Below are 13,655 nucleotides of genomic sequence, written 5' to 3' on the forward strand. Positions count from 1 at the left end.
TGACGGCGTAACGTCAGGGAAATCGGAGAAACGGCATGTCGGCACGACCGCTTCGCTTTGGCATCTGGGCGCTGGTCCATGGTTCGCGCGCCGCCTATCAGGATCCGGAGGAGCCGTATGACGCATCGTGGGAGCGCAATCGCGATCTCGTGCTTGCCGCAGAAGCGCTGGGCTACGATTCCACGCTGATCGCGCAGCACACGATCAATCCGCATCAGGAGGATTTCGATCAGCTCGAAGCCTGGAGCGCGGCGGCCGGCGTTGCGGCATTAACGAGCCGCATCGAGATCATCGCGGCCATCAAGCCGTATCTCTATCACCCGGTAGTTCTCGCCAAGCTTGCGCTCGGGATCGAGAACATCAGCCGCGGACGCTTTGCGATCAATCTGGTCAACGCCTGGAACCGGCCCGAGCTCGACAAGGCCGGCATCGGCCTTGCCGAGCACGACGCCCGTTACGCTTATGGCCGGGAGTGGATCACGATCGTCTCGCGCCTGATGCAAGGCGAACGGCTGACCTACAAGGGCGAGCATTTCGACATCAGCGACTATCTGTTGCGGCCCACGAGCCGCTATCGGCTTCGGCCGTTGATCTATGTCGGCGGCGAGTCGGGGCCGGCGCGGGCGCTGGTTGCCGACCATGGCGACGTCTGGTTCATCAACGGGCAACCGCTCGAGGATGTGGCCGGCCTGATTGCCGATGTCGCCGCGCGGCCGCGGGCCTCGGTGCCGCTGCGTTCTGGCCTCTCCGCCTTCGTCGTCGCGCGCAAGACGCAGGACGAGGCCCAGGCTGCCTATGAGCGGTTGCTTGAGTTGTCGCGAAAGGATGCGCCGGTGAAGGCGATCCAGCGTCAGAACACCGATCCGAAGGTCGTGATGATGCAGACCTTGCAGAAGTCGGAACGGGTCGGCAGCAACGGCGGCACCGCTGCAGGGCTGGTCGGCAGCTATGACGAGGTCGCGGCCCGGATCGGGGCATTCCATGCCGCCGGCATCGAATTGTTCATGCTGCAATTCCAGCCCTTCGAGGCCGAGATGGAGCGCTTTGCGAAAGAGATCATCCCGCGCGTTCGCGCCGCATCACCGGCTGTCGCGGGTAACGCTCCGGCGCTGCTGGCAGGCTCACGGTAACTGCGTCACGCGGTTGCCGCGGCCTCGATCCGCCGCGCATAGCGGCTCGTCGGCCGCGGTAATCCGAAATGCTCACGCAAGGTGGTGCCGGCATAATCCGTTCGGAACAGGCCGCGTTGCTGCAGGATCGGCACCACGTTGTCGACGAAGACCTCCAATCCCGTCGGCAGCACGTCCGGCATCAGATTGAAGCCGTCGGCGGCGCCAGCCGCAAACCAGGCTTCGATATCGTCGGCGATCTGCTCCGGCGTACCGACGATGATGCGGTGTCCGACCCCGCCGCCGAGTGCTCGCAGCAACTGTCGGACCGTGAGGTTGCCGCGGCGCGCAAGGTTCACGGTGCCCTGAAACATGGTGTGGTTGGCGTTGGCCGGCAGCGGCAGCGGATCTGGCAGCGGCTTGTCGAGTTCGAGGATTGCAGCATCGACCTGCAATGTGCCGGCGAGGCGGGCAAGGCTATACTCGATCGGAACCAGCTCCCACAGCTCATCCTGCCGTCGCTTCGCCTCGGCTTCGGTGCTGCCGATGACGGTAGCAAGGCCCGGCAGGATAACGATGGAGTCGCCGGCGCGGCCGTAAGCTGCGGCGCGAGCGCGCAGATCGCGCGCATAGGCGACGCCTTCCTCGATCGTCTGCGCCAGCGTGAATACGGCTTCGGCCTGCGCCGCGGCAAGGTCGCGGCCGTCGCTCGAGCCGCCGGCCTGAACGGTCACCGGTCGGCCCTGCGGCGAGCGGGGCACATTGAGCGGACCGGCCACGGAGTAATGAGCGCCGCGATGCGTGATCGGATGAACCTTCGACGTATCGACAAACCGGGCGCTCGTCTTGTCGCCGACAAAGGCATCGTCCTCCCAGCTGTCCCACAGCGCATGGACAACCTCGGCGAACTCCTTGGCGCGTTCGTAGCGGGCCTTGTGCTCGAGCACGTTGTTGAGGCCGAAATTGCGGCTGGCGGCTGCGTCCGCCGTGGTCACCGCGTTCCAGCCGACGCGGCCGCCGCTCGCGAGATCCAGGGTCGCGAAGCGGCGCGCGATGTTGTAGGGCTCGTTATAGGTGGTCGAGGCAGTCGCGATCAGCCCGACATGGCTCGTCGCAGCGGCGACCGAAGCCAATACGATCGTCGGTTCCATCGACATGAATGATCGATAGTCGATGCGGTCGGTGATCGCCGGGGTATCGGCGAGAAAGATCGCATCGAGCTTGCCGCGCTCGGCGATCTCTGCAACGCGCACGTAATGGCCGACATCGAAACAGGCGCGCGGATCGCTTTCGGGCAGCCGCCAGGCCGACGCATAGACGCCGGAGTGCAGCAGATTGACATTGAGATGAAGCTGACGATGGGACATGGCTGCCACGCAGTGAAATGAGTTGGTTTTCGAAATATCGCTTGTCGCGCCACAAGGAAACGAACGGTCGGAGCGTGCATGCAAAAAGAAATATCCGCCTCCACTGCGCGGTTCGCGGACAAAGCTCGAGTTCTGCTTCGGCGTTGAACGAAACGTCCTCCGCGCCGGTGCATGATTATTCTTCCCTTGGCTGCGGCAGGGGAAGCTTCGTCCAAGTCCACGCAAATATCTGAAATTGCCAAAGGCGCCCGCGCGCGTAACGATGTTGCTGCGGCGCATCGCAAGCGATCGGAGCCGTTTGGAGAATCTGGACGATGACAACCAACGGTCGACGCGCCGAACAACGACCCGCACCAGGCGGCTCGGTTGAGTTCGACGCTGACGTCCTGGTGATCGGCGGCGGGCCGGCGGGCACGTGGGCTGCGGTGAGCGCCGCGGCGCGCGGCGCGCGGGTCGTGCTCGCCGACAAGGGATTTTGCGGCACGTCAGGCGCCACCGCGGCGGCCGGCACCGGCGTCTGGTATGTCGATCCCGATCCGGCGTTGCGCGAAGCCGCCATGGCCAATCGCGAGAAGCTGGGTGGACATCTGCAGGATCGCCGCTGGATGGCGCGCGTGCTCGATCAGACCTATCAGGACGGCAATCGATTGGCGGCCTGGGGTTACCCTTACCCGGTCGACGACAGCGGCAAATCGCAGCGCAATTCGTTGCAAGGCCCGGAATACATGCGCCTGATGCGCAAGCGCACCAAGCAGGCCGGCGTCACCATTCTGGATCATAGCCCCGCGCTCGAGCTGTTGGTCGACGACGACGGCGCGGTTGCAGGCGCCACCGGCGTTCGCCGGCAGAAGCACGATCGTTGGACCGTGCGCGCCAAGGCTGTCGTCATCGCGACCGGCGGCTGCGCCTTCCTGAGCAAGACGCTGGGCTCGAACGTGCTGACCGGAGACGGCTATCTGATGGCCGCGGAGGTCGGTGCCGAGTTCAGCAGTATGGAGTTCTCCAACGCTTACGCGATCTCGCCGGCGTTTGGATCGGTGACCAAGACGCTGTTCTACGGCTGGGCAACCTTCAGCTACGAGGACGGCAGTGTCGTTCCCGGTGCGGCATCCAAGGGCGGGCGGTCGGCGATCGCCCGTGCATTGCTGCAGGGGCCGGTGTATGCCCGTCTCGACAAGGCGGATGACAACGTGCAGCGTGACATGCGGGCATCGCAGCCGAATTTCTTTTTGCCGTTCGATCGCACCGGCATCGATCCCTTCAGCGAACGCTTTCCCGTCACCTTGCGGCTCGAAGGCACCGTGCGCGGCACCGGCGGCCTTCGCATTGTCGACGACAGCTGCGCCACCAGCGTGCCGGGGCTCTACGCGGCCGGCGATGCGGCGACGCGCGAATTGATCTGCGGCGGCTTCACCGGCGGCGGCAGCCACAATGCCGCCTGGGCGATGTCGTCGGGGACCTGGGCCGGATGGGGCGCTGCGGTCTATGCCGGGCAGCTTGGCCCTGCGCGTCAACGGCGTCTGGCGTCCGCCGGCACCGTTGCGTTCCGAAACCGATCGAGCCGTGCGTTCGAGCCGGCTGCGCTGGCGGAGGCGGTTCAGGACGAGGTCTATCCGTATGAGCTGAACTACTTCCGGCACGCCTCGCGCCTCGACGGCGCGCTGGCGCGGCTCGATGCGGCGTGGGCCGATGCATCGGCGGCTGACGCGGCAGACGAGGATAATCTGCTGCGCGCCCGCGAGAGCGCGGCCATGCTGGCGACGTCGCGCTGGATGTATCGCAGCGCGCTGGCGCGTAACGAAAGCCGCGGCATGCATCGCCGCGACGACTATCCCGATCAGGACGACCGGCAACGCCATTACGTGACGAGCGGCGGATTGGACGAGGTCTGGACCGCGGTCCGGCCGCACGCCGACGCCAGCTACGCAGAGGCTGCGGAATGATCGAGGTGATCGACGCCGAACGCTGCACGTCCTGCGACATCTGCGTGAATGTCTGCCCGACCAATGTATTCGACAAGACGGATGGAATTCCGGTGATCGCCCGCCAGAGCGATTGCCAGACCTGCTTTCTCTGCGAACTCTATTGTCCCGAGGACGCACTTTACGTCGCGCCCCATGCGGATGCCCCTTGCCCGACCGACGTAGTCGCGCTACGCGAGACCGCCGCATTGGGCAGTTACCGCCGCGCGGTCGGCTGGACCGACGAGACGCGCGATCTCCGCGGCATCGACCGCAGCTATCTGCTCTTTGGTCATTGAGTTCGGGCTGTGCCCGGCGACCGAAGCCATTTCCCAATTGGACCGACTGAATGAATGTGCATCAATCTCTGACGACGGTGCAGACTTTCGCACCGCTGCCGTCGATCTCGCTCCCATCCGGCGCAAGCGATGCCATGATCCGCTTCGAGGGCGTCTCGAAGGTCTATCCGGCCTATCGTGACAAGCCGAGCGTGCATGCCTTGCAGGCGATCGATTTTGCGATCCCGCGCGGCTCGATCACCGGCGTGATCGGCCGTTCCGGCGCCGGCAAATCGAGCCTGGTACGCCTCATCAACGGGCTTGAGAAGCCGTCGAGCGGTCGCGTTGTCGTCGATGGCCGTGAGATTTCCGCGCTCGCCGGCCGTGAGCTGCGCCTGACGCAGCGGTCGATCGGCATGATCTTCCAGCATTTCAACCTGCTGTCGTCGCGAACGGCGGCAGACAATATCGCGCTGCCGCTCGAAATCGCCGGCTGGTCCAGGGCTGACATTGCCGTCCGGGTGGAAGAACTCCTTGCGCTTGTCGGCATCGCCGACAAACACGACCGTTATCCCTCCGAACTGTCCGGCGGCCAGAAGCAGCGCATCGGCATCGCGCGCGCGCTGGCGACGCGGCCGAACGTGCTGTTGTCCGACGAGGCGACCTCGGCGCTCGATCCGCAGACGACACGGGCGATTCTGGACCTGCTGGCCAACATTAATCGCGAGCTCGGTGTCACCATCGTGCTGATCACCCACGAAATGTCGGTTGTCCGCCAACTCGCCAAGGAGGTCGCGGTGATCGACGGCGGCCATGTCGTCGAACGCGGCCATGTCGCCGACATCTTCACGCATCCCCGGCATCCGGTCACGCAGGCGTTCCTGTCGGAGGCGATCGGGGACAGCGTTCCGGTCTCGCTGACGAGCCGCATTTCGCCGCAGCCGGTTGCCGGCGGCAAGGCGGTTCTGCGCGTGCAGGTGCGCGGCACTGAGGCCGGCGACACGGTAGTGGCGCGCCTCTCCCGGGAATTGTCCCATGACGTGGCGCTGCTGTCGGCCCGCATCGATGAGATCGGCGGCCAGCATGTCGGCTCGGTGATCCTGGGCATTCCCGGCGGCGAAGCCGCAGCCGGGCAAGCCCTGGTCTATCTTTCTCAGCATGAAATCCCGGTGGAGCGTCTCGGCTATGTCGCGTGAACTCATCAACCTGATCGTTCAGGCCACCGGCGAGAGCCTGTTCATGGTCACGGTCGCAGCCCTGGTTGCGACCGTGTTGGGCCTGCCGCTCGGGATATTCCTGGCCACCAGCCGCAAGGGCGAGTTGTTCGCCGCACCGCCGGCCAACGGCATTCTCGGCGTGATCGTCAATGCTGCGCGCTCGACGCCGTTCATCATCCTGGTCGTCGCGATCATTCCGTTCACGCGCCTGATCGCCGGCACCTCGATCGGCTCGGGTGCGGCAATCGTGCCGCTCACTATCGCGGCGACGCCGTTCATCGCCCGCCTGGTGGAGGCGGCGATCCGCGAGGTCGACGCCGGCCTGATCGAGACGGCATCCTCGTTCGGTGCGAGCCCGCTGCAGATCGTGTTCAAGGTCCTGATCCCGGAGGCATTGCCGGGCCTGGTGCTCGCCTTGACGCTCGCGGTGGTCAGCCTGCTCGGCTACTCTGCGATGGTCGGGGCGGTCGGCGGCGGAGGTCTCGGCGATCTCGGCATTCGCTACGGCTATCAGCGCTTCATGCCGGAAATGATGCTGGCGGTCGTCGTCGTCCTGATCGCGCTGGTGCAGACCGTGCAGACCGCCGGCGACTATCTGGCGCGCCGCGTCAATCGCCGCCTGCGCAATCGCTGATCCCATAGTCATTCTTATTCCACGGAGACCAAGATGTTGTTTCGATCCTTTCTCGCGCTAACGAGCATTGGTGCGATCTGGTCGACCGGAGTTGCGGCTGAAACGATCAAGATCGGGGTTACGCCCGGGCCGCATGCGCAAATCCTCGAGGCGGTGAAGCCGATCGCGGCCAAGAGCGGGCTTGATCTCCAGCTGATCGAGTTCTCGGATTATGTCGTACCCAACGCCGCACTCGACGCCGGCGACATCCAGGCCAATTCCTTTCAGAACCAGCCTTATCTGGACAACCAGAAAGCCGATCGCGGCTACAAGATCGAGCAGGTGGGACTGACGGTCAATTTCCCGATCGGCATCTATTCACGCAAGCACAAGAGCTGGACGGACCTCCCTGACGGAGCCAAGGTCTCGATCCCGAACGATCCCACCAACGGCGGCCGCGCGCTGCTCCTGCTGCGCGACAAGGGCGCAATCAAGCTGAAGAGCGACGTCGGATTCAAGCCGACTGTTATCGACATCACTGACAATCCCAAGAAGCTGAAATTCATCGAGGTCGATGCCGCCCAGGCGCCCCGCGCGCTCGACGACGTCGATGCTGCGGTCATCAACACGAACTATGCGACGCAGGCCGGCCTTGATCCGGTCAAGGATCCGATCCTGCGCGAGGATCCGAAGGGGCCATATGTCAATCTGATCGCGGTTCGCTCCGCCGACAAGGACAAGCCTTGGGTCAAGATCCTGGTCGATAGTTACCACTCGCCCGAGATCAAGGAATTCGTCCTGACCAAGTTCAAGGGCGCGGTGTTGCCGAGCTGGTAATCACCGATTCAAATGCCGAGGAAAGATTGATGCGTATCCTGATGACCGCGCTTGCCGTCGTCGTGCTTTTGACCGGAGCGGCCAGGGCCGAGACCGTCCGCGTCGGCGTCACGGCTGGACCCCATGCCGAAATCCTTGATGTCGTGAAGAAGGTGGCCGCCGGCCGCGGGCTCGACATCAAGGTGGTCGAATTCACCGACTATGTGATCCCGAACCAGGCGCTCGCGCTCGGGGATCTCGAGGCTAATTCGTTCCAGCACGAGCCCTACCTGAAGAACCAGCTCTCCAAGACCGGCTGGAAGATCGTCAAGGTCGCCAGCACGATTGCCTCGCCGCAGGGCGTCTACACCTTGAAGTACAAGAAGCTGGCCGATCTTCCGGATGGCGCACGGGTGGCGATCGCCAACGATCCGTCCAACGGGGCGCGCGGCCTGATGATCCTGGCACTGCACGGCGTGATCAAATTGAGGGACCCGAATAACGTCGCTTCGACGATCGCCGACATCACCGACAATCCAAAGAAGTTGCGTTTCGTCGAGCTCGATGCCGCGCAGCTGCCGCGGTCATTGCAGGACGTCGACCTGGTCTCGATCAACAACAACTATGCGGTTCAGGCCGGGCTCAATCCCGCCACCGATGCAATCGCGCGTGAGGCGGCCGATGGTCCCTGGGTCAACATCCTTGCCGTGCGTGAAGAGGACAAGGACAAGCCCTGGGTCAAGCAGCTGGCCGACGCTTATCGTTCCGACGAGGTGAAAGCGTTCCTCGAGAAGCGCTTCAAGGGTACCTATATCGCGACCTGGTGACGGGCTGATCGTCCATCACCGATGGGGTCCGCAAGTCAGACTATTCGGCGGCCTCAGCACGCGCTGTTGACGGGGCGCGGCGGAAGCCGGCGCCGGGATGCGTGGCGTCAAGATAGGGGCCGCGGCCGGGAAACAGCTTTTCACGCAGCGTGCCTTCGCGATAGGCCGTCTTGTAGACGCCGCGTGATTGCAGTTCCGGGACGACCAGGTCGACGAATGAGGTCAGCGATTCCGGCGCGACCAGGCGGAACAGGTTAAAACCGTCCACGTCGGTTTCATCGACCCAGGCGATCAGCTCATCGGCCACATCCTGGGGCGAGCCGACCACGAACGGCGAGCGTGCGCCAACCCGGCTCAGGGTGGCGAGGTCGCCGACCCTGACCGGCCGGTCGCTGCGTACCGTGAAATTCTCGACCATCGACTGGATCGCGTTGCTCTCGACATATTGCACCGCCTGGTCGGGGCGATAGTTCGAGAAGTCGATGCCCGTCCATCCCGACAGCAGGGCAAGCTGGCCGGCCTGATCGACATGCGCCGCGTACTCCTCGAGCAGGTCGTTGGCTTCGGCGCGCGTCGGCGCAACGATCACGGTCGCGCCGGCGAACAGACGGATGTCGTAGGGATCGCGTCCGAATTCCCGGGCGGCCTCCCGGATCTCGCGCACGGCGCGGGCCAGGATCGGCTTGGTCTGGCCGTTGAGGAAGATTGCCTCGGCGTGCCTGGCCGCGAAGGCACGTCCGCGCTTTGAGGTTCCTGCCTGATACAACAGCGGTGTGCGCTGTGGTGACGGCTCGGCTAGGTGGATGCCGTCGACCTGGTAGTGGCGTCCCTGATGCCGCACCGGATGGATCTTTGCCGGATCCGTGAAGATGCGCGCGGCCCGGTCGCGGCGGATCGCGCCGTCCTCCCAGCTGCCTTCCCACAGCTTGTAGCTCGCCGTGAGAAACTCCTCGGCCGCCTCATAGCGGTCGTCATGCGCGCGGTTGGCCGCAAGGCCCATGCCGCGGGCGCCGCTGTCGAGATAGCCGGTGACGATGTTCCAACCGATCCGGCCGCCAGCAAGATGGTCAAGCGTCGAGAAGCGGCGGGCGAGTTGGTAGGGATGTTCATAGGTGAGGTTGGAGGTGATGCCGAAGCCGAGATGTTTCGTCACGTGTGCCATGGCGGAGACGAGCAGAGTTGGTTCGGCATTCGGCAGCTGAACTGCATGGCGCAGCGCCGTCTCGGGGCTATCGCCGAAGACGTCATAGACGCCGAAGACGTCGGCCAGGAAAATGCCGTCGAGCAGACCGCGTTCGGCCGTCCTGGCGTAGTCCACCCAGTAGTCGAGCGTGTTGTAGTTCAGTGACGTGTCGCGCGGATGCGACCACAGGCCGGCCCAGTTGTGGCTCGGCGCCATCATGTTGAACGCATTGAAGCGAAGTTCCTTCGGTCTGGTCATCGCGCAATTCCGGCAGTGGAGGACTGCAAGGTGATTTATCACGTCGCCTGCGCGGCTTTATTTTCTATTCGGCGAGGCAAGATCAAAATCGTGCTCCGACTCTGTTCCGGCGCAGCAGAGATCGGTTCGTTCGACGTCCTCGCACTGTTGGGAATGACCTTTGTATCCGGCATCGTGCGGCGATTTGCGAAATCGATCGGCCGGAGGCTGGTCGTGCCGCTGATCCGCCACGCGCTGGGGCAGCGAAACAAATGCTACGCGATCGGTGCATGGGCTGAAAAATTAGCGACGCCATCAGATGCACCGCCAGCACGCTCATCGCTATTTTCTCCGATGTCTCGACAGCCGCGGACGCTGCTGCGCATCATTCGTTGCCTTTGATGCTTGTCCACGGATTTCAGGAGATTTGGAAATGCCGATCGAAAGCAAGAATGTCGAGACGCTCGCCTTGCATGGCGGTTCGTACCGGTCCGACCCGGCGACCGGTGCCGTGGCGGTTCCGATCTATCAGACGACGTCCTACCAGCTCGAGAGCACCGATCACGCATCGCGGCTGTTCGCCCTGGAAGCGATCGGGCAGATCTACACCAGGATCAAGAACCCGACGGCTGACGCATTCGAGGAGCGCTTGGCTGCACTCGAGGGTGGCGTTGCTGCGCTGGCCGTGGCGTCGGGCCAATCGGCGACGGCCTATGCGATCTTCAACATCGCGCAAGCCGGCGACAACATCGTCTCGTCGACCGACCTCTACGGCGGCACCTGGACACTGCTGTCGCAGACGCTGAAGCAATTCGGCATCGAGGTTCGCTTTGTCGATCCGGCCGATCCGGAGAATTTCCGCCGTGCGACCGACGCCAAGACCCGGGCCTACTTTGCCGAGACCTTGCCGAACCCCAAGCTCAACGTGTTCCCGATCCGGGAGGTCGCGGATATCGGGCGTTCACTCGGCGTGCCGCTCATTCTCGACAACACGGCCGTCCCGCTCGTCGCGCGTCCGTTCGACCACAGTGCGGCGATCGTCGTCTATTCCGCCACGAAATATATCGGCGGCCACGGCACCTCGATCGGCGGTGCGATCATCGACGGCGGCAATTTTGACTGGGCCGCGCATGCCGAGCGTTTCCCGCTGCTGACGCAGCCGGACGATGCCTATCACGGCGCGATCTGGACCGAGGCCGCCAAGCCGCTCGGTCCGATCGCTTACATCCTGCGCGCGCGTGTCAAGCTGCTGCGCGATCTCGGTGCCGCGATCGCGCCGCAGAACGCATTCCAGTTCATCCAGGGGCTGGAGACGCTGCCGCTGCGGCTGCGCCAGCACAATGAGAACGCGATCAAGGTCGCGAATTTCCTGGCACGGCATCCCGCCGTCTCGCATGTGATCTTCCCCGGATTGCAAAGCGGTGAGAACCGGCGCCGTGCCGATCTCTATCTCAACGGTGGCTATGGCGCGCTGGTCGGTTTCGAGCTGAAGGGCGGCGTCGAGGCCGGCCGTCGCTTCATCGATGCGCTGAAACTGTTCTATCACGTCGCCAATATCGGCGATGCGCGGTCGCTGGCCATCCACCCGGCATCGACCACCCATCAGCAGCTGAGCTCCGCGGAGCAGCTCGCGGCAGGCGTGACGCCGGGCTATGTGCGGCTCTCGGTCGGCATCGAGCATCCCGATGACATCCTCGCCGACCTCACCCAGGCATTGGCCCAGGCCGAGGCAAGAGGTAGCGGCCGCAAGGCCGCCTGATCGATCACCGAAAGACGGAGTTGGAACCGAGACCATGAAGACATTATTGCGCCTGGCACAGGCAGCCGGTGTGCTGCTTGCGATGACAGCGGCCGCCGTCGCGGACGAACCTCTCAAGATCGCGACCAGCGCCGGACCGGTCGGTCAGCTGGCGGCGTTTGCCGCCAAGCTCGCCAAGGACAAGGGCCAGGACGTCAAGATCGTCGAGCTATCGGACTGGGTCGCGTTGAACGAGGTGGTCAACAGCGGCGACGTCGACGCCAATCTGTTCCAGCACGGCACCTATCTCGCGATCCAGAACAAGCAGCGCGGCTTCAACCTGATCCAGGTCGACAAGGTCGGCGTGATCGCGCCGGTCGGGCTGTTCTCGAAAAAGATCAAGTCGCTCGACGAGATCAAATCCGGCGACAGCGTGGCGATCCCGAATGAACCGCTCAACGGCGCGCGTGGATTGATCCTGCTCGAACGCGCCGGGCTGATCAAGCTGGCGCCGGGCAAGGGCTTCGCGGTCAGCCGGTTCGACGTCATCGACAATCCCAAGAACTTGAAGATCGTCGAGCTCGATCCCGCGCAGACCTACCGGTCGCTCGACGACGTCACGCTTGCCCTCGTCAACATCACCTATCTGATCCCGGCCGGCGGCGATCCGAAGTCGGCGTTGTTGATCGACCGCACGGTCGATGACGGCCTCGTGCTGCGCCTCACCGCGCGGCCGGACAAGAAGGATGATCCGCGCCTGAAGGCCTTCATCCAGGTCTTCAACTCGCCGGAGGTTAAGCACTTCATCGAGGAGAAGCTGCCGGCGTTCATCCCGGCGGGCTTTAACAGCTAAAGGCATGTGAGGCGGGGGACGCGGCCCTCAATGCGCTTGGCATTGGGGGCCTTCGTTCGTCCTGGCGCGACTTGGCGACAGAGGCGCCATTCCAACTCAGCCATGGAATTGTTCGACCGGATGGTCAATAAATGGCGGTTCGGACGCGGCCCGTCGGCAGGGCGGTGGTTCCAGAACTTTCTCGGCCGGCTGGTGGAAACGGAAAGACATGGCCCGATCGCGCGCCAAGGACTATGACGACAAGCGCCTCTCGATGCTGCATCGCGCGGCCGAGCTGTTTGCTGCATCGGGATATGTCGGCACGTCGATGAACGCCATTGCCGACGCGTGCGGGGTCTCGAAGGCGTTGCTGTATCACTACTATCCCGACAAGGAGGCGCTCCTCTTCGATATCTTGGCGTCGCATCTCGAAAAGCTGGTGGCAGCGGTTCGCAAGGCGAGCGCACAGGCCGGCGATCCGGTTGAGCGCTTCAGGACGATCGTTGCGGCCCTGCTCGAGCTATACCGGCACGCCGACGCCGAGCATCAGGTCCAGATCTCAAGCCTCAAGCTGTTGCCGAAGGACAAGCAGCAGCCGTTGCTTGCGAGCGAGCGGATCCTCGTCGGGATCATGTCGGATGCGCTCGCCGCGGCGGTGCCGGCTGCGAAACAGAAGCGCGTTCTCAAGCCGCTGACGATGAGCGTCTTCGGCATGCTGAACTGGCATTATATGTGGTTTCGCGAGGGCGGGCCGATGACCCGCGCCGAATATGCCGACTTCGTCGCGCAGCTGGTGTTGGCCGGCGCGCACCAGGCTGCCGCCGCCCGGCCGCGCAGCAAGGCAAAGCCCGCCGGCCGAGGCCGGCAGGCCGCGCTGCTCTGATGAGATTCGCTAAGCTCGCATCGCGTTCATCGTCAGCAGCTCGTAGGTCGCCGCGGTCTCGCCCGTGCCGGTCGTGATCTCGACGTCCCAGCGCACTTCGCCATACTGCTTGTTGCGCGGTGTCTTCTCCTTCGCGGTCAGCCGCACCTGGATTGATTCTCCCGGCTGGACCGGTTTCACGAAGCGCAGGCTATCGAGGCCGTAGTTCGCCAGCACCGGTCCGTAGTCGGGATCGACGAACAGGCCGGCCGCGAACGACAGCAGCAAATAGCCATGCGCGACGCGGCCCGGGAAGAACGGATGCCCCTTGGTCGCTTCCTCGTCCATATGGGCGTAGAAAGTGTCGCCGGTGAAATGCGCGAAATGCTCGATGTCGTCGAGCGTGATCTGCCGCGACTTCGAGACCAGCGTGCGCCCGATCTCGAGATCGTTGTAGTGATAGCGGAACGGGTGCAGGTCGCCCTCGAGCAGCGGGCTGCCCTTGAACCAGCGGCCGGTGACGCCGCTCAGCATGCGAGGCGAGCCCTGCAAGGCGGTGCGCTGCATGTAGTGCTGGAGGCTGCGGATGCCGCCGAGTTCCTCGCCGCCGCCGGC

The 13,655-nt window shown here is 64.1% G+C and carries 14 protein-coding genes; 11 read left to right on the plus strand and 3 right to left on the minus strand.

Annotated elements, in window-relative coordinates; genetic code table 11:
• The first annotated feature begins 35 nt into the window (after positions 1–35).
• A complete protein-coding gene (locus H8A95_RS11785) occupies positions 36–1,130 on the plus strand; it encodes an LLM class flavin-dependent oxidoreductase (protein WP_229183285.1) in 1,095 nt (364 codons plus the stop codon).
• 5 nt (positions 1,131–1,135) lie between these two features.
• On the opposite strand, the gene H8A95_RS11790 is transcribed toward H8A95_RS11785, so the two are convergent.
• Positions 1,136–2,476 carry an LLM class flavin-dependent oxidoreductase gene (locus H8A95_RS11790; protein WP_229183286.1) on the minus strand — a complete coding sequence of 447 codons (1,341 nt, stop codon included), beginning with the start codon at positions 2,474–2,476 and terminating at the stop codon, positions 1,136–1,138.
• 314 nt (positions 2,477–2,790) lie between these two features.
• Between H8A95_RS11790 and H8A95_RS11795 the strand changes: the two genes are divergently transcribed.
• Genes H8A95_RS11795 through H8A95_RS11820 form a run of 6 tightly spaced genes read left to right on the plus strand, consistent with a single transcriptional unit; the run spans position 2,791 to position 8,188 of the window.
• A complete protein-coding gene (locus H8A95_RS11795) occupies positions 2,791–4,419 on the plus strand; it encodes an FAD-dependent oxidoreductase (protein WP_229183287.1) in 1,629 nt (542 codons plus the stop codon).
• Positions 4,416–4,736, plus strand: coding sequence for a 4Fe-4S dicluster domain-containing protein (locus H8A95_RS11800; RefSeq protein WP_229183288.1), 321 nt, complete (start codon positions 4,416–4,418; stop codon positions 4,734–4,736). Before H8A95_RS11795 ends, H8A95_RS11800 begins: the two co-directional genes overlap by 4 nt.
• Before the next feature lie 50 nt (positions 4,737–4,786).
• On the plus strand, positions 4,787–5,911 hold the full coding sequence (locus tag H8A95_RS11805) for a methionine ABC transporter ATP-binding protein (RefSeq protein WP_229183289.1): 1,125 nt from the start codon (positions 4,787–4,789) through the stop codon (positions 5,909–5,911).
• On the plus strand, positions 5,901–6,566 hold the full coding sequence (locus H8A95_RS11810; protein WP_229183290.1) for a methionine ABC transporter permease: 666 nt from the start codon (positions 5,901–5,903) through the stop codon (positions 6,564–6,566). Before H8A95_RS11805 ends, H8A95_RS11810 begins: the two co-directional genes overlap by 11 nt.
• A 33-nt stretch (positions 6,567–6,599) precedes the next feature.
• Entirely contained in the window at positions 6,600–7,382 is a 783-nt protein-coding gene (locus tag H8A95_RS11815) for a MetQ/NlpA family ABC transporter substrate-binding protein (protein WP_229183291.1), read from the plus strand.
• 29 nt (positions 7,383–7,411) lie between these two features.
• Positions 7,412–8,188 carry a MetQ/NlpA family ABC transporter substrate-binding protein gene (locus H8A95_RS11820; protein WP_229183292.1) on the plus strand — a complete coding sequence of 259 codons (777 nt, stop codon included), beginning with the start codon at positions 7,412–7,414 and terminating at the stop codon, positions 8,186–8,188.
• Positions 8,189–8,228: 40 nt separating this feature from the next.
• Here the strand turns inward: H8A95_RS11820 and H8A95_RS11825 are convergent, their stop codons facing one another.
• A complete protein-coding gene (locus H8A95_RS11825; protein ID WP_229183293.1) occupies positions 8,229–9,629 on the minus strand; it encodes an LLM class flavin-dependent oxidoreductase in 1,401 nt (466 codons plus the stop codon).
• A 30-nt stretch (positions 9,630–9,659) separates the two neighbouring features.
• On the opposite strand from H8A95_RS11825, the gene H8A95_RS11830 reads away from it, so the two are divergent.
• From H8A95_RS11830 to H8A95_RS11845, 4 genes are all read left to right on the plus strand, one after another.
• Positions 9,660–10,010 (plus strand): hypothetical protein, encoded by a 351-nt coding sequence (locus tag H8A95_RS11830; RefSeq protein ID WP_229183294.1) that lies wholly within the window; start codon positions 9,660–9,662, stop codon positions 10,008–10,010.
• Positions 10,011–10,041: 31 nt separating this feature from the next.
• The gene (locus H8A95_RS11835; protein WP_229183295.1) at positions 10,042–11,367 is read left to right on the plus strand and encodes an O-acetylhomoserine aminocarboxypropyltransferase/cysteine synthase family protein; all 1,326 of its coding nucleotides are present in this window, start codon (positions 10,042–10,044) and stop codon (positions 11,365–11,367) included.
• Between the two features lie 34 nt (positions 11,368–11,401).
• The gene (locus tag H8A95_RS11840; protein ID WP_229183296.1) at positions 11,402–12,199 is read left to right on the plus strand and encodes a MetQ/NlpA family ABC transporter substrate-binding protein; all 798 of its coding nucleotides are present in this window, start codon (positions 11,402–11,404) and stop codon (positions 12,197–12,199) included.
• A 208-nt stretch (positions 12,200–12,407) separates the two neighbouring features.
• Entirely contained in the window at positions 12,408–13,061 is a 654-nt protein-coding gene (locus H8A95_RS11845) for a TetR/AcrR family transcriptional regulator (protein ID WP_229183297.1), read from the plus strand.
• A 9-nt stretch (positions 13,062–13,070) separates the two neighbouring features.
• On the opposite strand, the gene H8A95_RS11850 is transcribed toward H8A95_RS11845, so the two are convergent.
• Positions 13,071–13,655 (minus strand): MaoC/PaaZ C-terminal domain-containing protein (locus H8A95_RS11850; protein ID WP_274617401.1); only part of this gene is annotated, 585 nt, incomplete at its 5' end.

The organism is Bradyrhizobium oropedii, from assembly GCF_020889685.1.
In the GTDB taxonomy this organism is placed as follows: Bacteria; Pseudomonadota; Alphaproteobacteria; order Rhizobiales; family Xanthobacteraceae; genus Bradyrhizobium; species Bradyrhizobium oropedii.